Genomic DNA, 4,521 nt, shown 5'->3' on the forward strand with positions numbered 1-4,521 from the left:
ATTGAGGACAGCACCAGCCTGGCCACTTCAGCAGATCTGGATCTAAGCAAAGCCGAAATTCTTTTCGAAATTCCACAATTGCAGGATCAGGAATACACATTCTCTCTTAGCAATGATAAAGGAGATGTTTTGAAGTTTGGTTACGACCACGGAAAGGAAGAATTCTTTATCGATAGAAGTAATTCCGGACTGGTGGATTTCAACGATAATTTTGCAAATAAGATTTCTACTGCCCCCAGACTTTCAGATGCCGAAAACCTCAAAGTTCGTGCAATAATTGACAATATGTCTATTGAGCTTTTCTTTGATGATGGTCACACTGTTATGACCGAGATCTTTTTCCCGCAGCAGGCCTTTAATAATTTTTCTGCTGAAGGCGATCAGAACTTCGAAATAAGCGATTTAAAAATTAACCAGTTAAAACATAATCAGGAATAAGTCCTGTTACCAGAACCAGAAGGTTCCTGCGAATGATATTTTATTAATCACACATTTTTAACCCATGAAAAAAATGATTTTTCTCTTACAAATATTCTTAGCCAGCACCTTGTTTGCGTCCTGCTATGATGACGATGTCGTTTTTATAGACGAGATCGATAGCCTAAGAATCGAAAAACTACTGGAATTCAATTTTGATGAATCATCTGACGATTCCGTAACAGAAACTTCAACCGGGGAGACCTTTCCTGTTGAAGGGAAATCGGTAAACCGAATGGATGGAATATCGGGAAATGCTTTGTTCTTCGACGGATTAAGCAATGAGATAAACGGGCAAATTAATACCAGCCTGCTTCCCGATGACGAATTAACCATTTCCCTCTGGGCTTCCCCGAGATCTTTTCCCGTGGGAACTGCCGCTATGCTAGCCATGACTTCAGAAGATTCTGAGTCGGGTATAATGGTAGGACTGAATAAATTTGGACAGATTGTGGTGCAATATTTTGTAGATGGTTCCTTTGAGGAAACCGTGAGCACCACCAGTATTCCAAGAAACCGTTGGAGCCATATTATCGTTGGAATTAGCCCGGCTACCCAATCGGTGAATATTTTTCTTAACGAAGAGGAAATTACTTCAGGCGGCGCCCCATCAGGTTCAATAACCTGGCCATCGGGCAATACTCCTTTCAGTATAGGAAAGAATACTATGGGTGAATCTCTGGGCGATTTTGAAATCGATTTCTATTCCGGGGCTCTTGATGAGATCCAGGTTTACTCCGGAAGTGCCACCCCTGCAGTTGCCGAATTCATTGGAGGTCAGTATGGAACTCCCGGCGATGTAGATTATAACCTGGGAATCGACTATTCCGGGGATCCACACCGGCCAATCTATCACCCCATCCCAGATTATGGATGGACAAATGAATCTTATGGCCTTGTTTATCTTGACGGAACTTACCATATGTTCTTTCAGAAAAATGAAGTTTTCCTCGGAATTGCTCAACAGAACTGGGGACACTTAACCAGTCCTGACCTCGTAGACTGGGAAGAACAGGATGCTGTTTTATGGCCTACTGAAGGATGGGATCAGGCCGGAATATGGTCTGGTGACGCTATAATTCTGGAAGATGGTACTCCTGCGGTTATTTATACCGGTGTAGACGGAAATCGTGCCGGGATGGGTACTGCGTTTTCTTCCGATAATTATCAAACCTTAGAGAAAAATCCTAACAACCCGCTTATTCCCGCTGCCCCGGAAGAGGTAGATCTTGATTTCCGCGATCCTTATGTGATTCATAAAGACGGGTTATACCATATGATCATAGGAAGCGGAATTGCTGCGGAAGGAGGAAATGTGGTTTACTACACCAGCGAAGATTTTGAAGACTGGACCTACGAGGGAATCCTGTTCCAGGGAGATATCAACCAGGGCCAGGGAGAATTCTGGGAAATGCCTGTTCTTCACGAAATTTCTGACGGAAGATTTATTTTCCTCGTTCAGAAAACGCCAGATAATACTTCCCCGGCCATTTCTTTTTACTGGACCGGAAGTTTCGAAAATGGTGAATTCATCCCTGAATTTGAAAACCCTAAATACCTGGAAGTGGTTAATGGATTCCTTTCTCCGGCTGTAGCTATTGATGAAGAAGGTAGAACCACTGCCATAGGAATAATTCCCGATGAAGTTTCGCCGGAATTTCAGCAGCAACAAGGCTATGCTCATTTATTCAGCATTCCGCAGGTGTGGACTTTAGACGAAGAAGGAACTATCCTCATTGAACCTCATCCAAACTTAGTTGATTACCGTGGAGAACAGGTGAATATTGGAAGTTTAAATCTTGAATCCGGACAGGAAGATAATATCGACTTCAACGGAAAGCATTTTGAAATGAATGCCACTTTCGATACCGGCACTGCCGACAGGTTTGGATTTGTTTTAGGAAAATCTGAAACCAGTGGAGAGGAATACAGAGTGTACTACGATTTCACAACCCAGGAATGGGTGGTAGACGCTTCCGATTCTTCAACTTCAGATTTGGTAAGAAGAGATGTGCGTAGAGGTTCTTTCAGCTTAAGCCAGGGAAGTACAGTAGACGTGCAGGTATTTGTAGATGGTTCGGTACTGGAAGTATTTGTTGATGGGAAATCACATTTTACGGGAAGATTTTTCCCCGAAAGTGCCGATGCCAATGGAGTTGATCTCTTTGTTGAAGGAGGATCTGCCTCGGCCGATGTCACCATATACACTATCGAGAATTAATAAATTAACCTAAAGCCAATTATGAAAAATCTAATTGTTATAACACTCTTTCTCTGGTCTTTCAGCTCTTTTGCACAAGACCGCACCATAACGGGTACAATTGTAGACGGGAATGACATTCCCGTGCCCGGTGCAAGTGTTCTTATAAAAGACAGCTCCAGGGGAACAATGAGTGATTTCGATGGGAATTTCGAATTAAATGTTAGCGATGGCGAGATCCTGGTAATTTCCTTTTTAGGATTTCTGACCCAGGAAATTGTTATAGATGACAGAGATAATTATTCAATTACCCTCGAGGAAGATGTGTCCCAACTGGACGAAGTAGTTGTGACCGGATATACTACAGAAAGAAAATCTGACATCGCCGGAGCAATTACGGTGGTAGACGTTTCTGAAGTTTCCCAGGAATTCAGCCCCAATATTCTTACCTCGTTGCAGGGAAGGGTGCCCGGGATCCAGGTGAATTCAGGAGGAACTCCCGGAGGAAACGATTCACAGATATTAATTCGTGGTTTAACCACGGTGAATTCAGGGTCAAGTCCGCTATGGGTAATAGATGGAGTTCAGACTTTTAATCCTTCTTCCCTGAATCCTGATGAAATTGAGAGCATCCAGGTGCTAAAAGATGGAGCTTCAGCAGCTTTGTATGGTACATCAGCCGCAAACGGGGTTATCGTGGTAACGACAAAAAAAGGAAAAGAAGGAGTATCTGAATTTTCAGTAAAGTCGGAAACCACCTTAAACATGCTAAGAGACGATATTGATGTTTTAAATGCGAGACAGTGGGCCGATACCTATTACCAGGCACGAGCTAATGATGGCATTTCAGGAAACTTTAATATGCTTACCGATAATGGCACCGGCTTCGATATTCCTGAGTTTCTTGATGACGAGCAACTGCTTCGCGCTTCAGATACCGATTGGGTGGATGTGATAATTGATAATTCCCTTTCTTATAATTCTGATGCAAATTACCGCTATGGCAATGAGAAAATGGAACTATTTGCAGGGGTAAACTACACCAAGGACAATGGGATTCAGAAATACACCTACTACGACCGGTTTAACGCCAGGCTAAATACCACTTTTAAACTTTGGGATGACCGCATAACTGTGGGAGAAAACTTCCTCTATTCCAATTTTAATGAAGTGCAGGCCAATGAATTTGAAAATGCTATTCTCCAAAACCCTCTTTTACCGGTTTATACCGAAAATGGCACTTACATGGCGCCTGTAATTCAGGATAAAGCAAATTCCCTGGCCAATCTATGGGCTAACCGCAAGAATGAGCAAAGGAATAACAGATTTTTAGGTAATGTCTTTGCAAATTTTGAGATTCTGGAAGGCTTGAATTTCAATACTTCCTTAAACTTCGATTATGTGCGAAATAATTTTGACACCCGCACTCAGCCGTTTGTACAGATGAACCAGATCCCGAGTGTTTTTAGAAACATTGATGTAGACCAGGTGGAGAATGAATTTTTTAAAACTATTTGGACCAGTTTACTTTCATATGATTTTGAACTCGACAAACACCGGTTTAACGTCTTAGGAGGAATTGAATTCACGAAAGAGGATGAAGACTTTCTAAATGACCGCATCAGAGGTGTTGATATTACCAATTACCCGGATTATATCGTAAGAACCGATGCTGAATTCCAAACAATTCAGGGCGCTGTTGAATACCGCAAGCAATCCCAGTTTGGGTCTTTGAAATATATTTTTGATGATCGCTATATCATTTCCGGAAGTATTCGCCGGGATGGTTCGTCACGATTTGGACCCAACAATAAATACGGGATTTTCCCGGCGGCCTCAGTTGC

General features: G+C 42.4%; 3 protein-coding genes. All 3 read left to right on the forward strand.

The genetic code is table 11. The features are described 5' to 3' along the window. The coding region (locus ACESK1_RS11055) for a GH32 C-terminal domain-containing protein (protein ID WP_372920241.1) at positions 1-438 on the forward strand (438 nt) is incomplete at its 5' end. Between the two features lie 73 nt (positions 439-511). After that, positions 512-2,698, forward strand: a complete 2,187-nt coding sequence (locus ACESK1_RS11060) for a GH32 C-terminal domain-containing protein (RefSeq protein ID WP_372920242.1) — start codon at positions 512-514, stop codon at positions 2,696-2,698. Positions 2,699-2,719: 21 nt separating this feature from the next. Next, a partial coding sequence (locus ACESK1_RS11065; protein WP_372920243.1) for a SusC/RagA family TonB-linked outer membrane protein occupies positions 2,720-4,521 on the forward strand: 1,802 nt, incomplete at its 3' end.

Origin of the sequence: Salegentibacter sp. (assembly GCF_041642575.1) — a bacterium.
Classification (GTDB): Bacteria; Bacteroidota; Bacteroidia; order Flavobacteriales; family Flavobacteriaceae; genus Salegentibacter.

What these genes read in the sequence shown, in the direction of transcription:
- ACESK1_RS11060 (WP_372920242.1), top strand. Translation starts at nt 512, where the DNA reads ATGATTTTTCTCTTACAAATATTCTTAGCCAGCACCTTGTTTGCGTCC.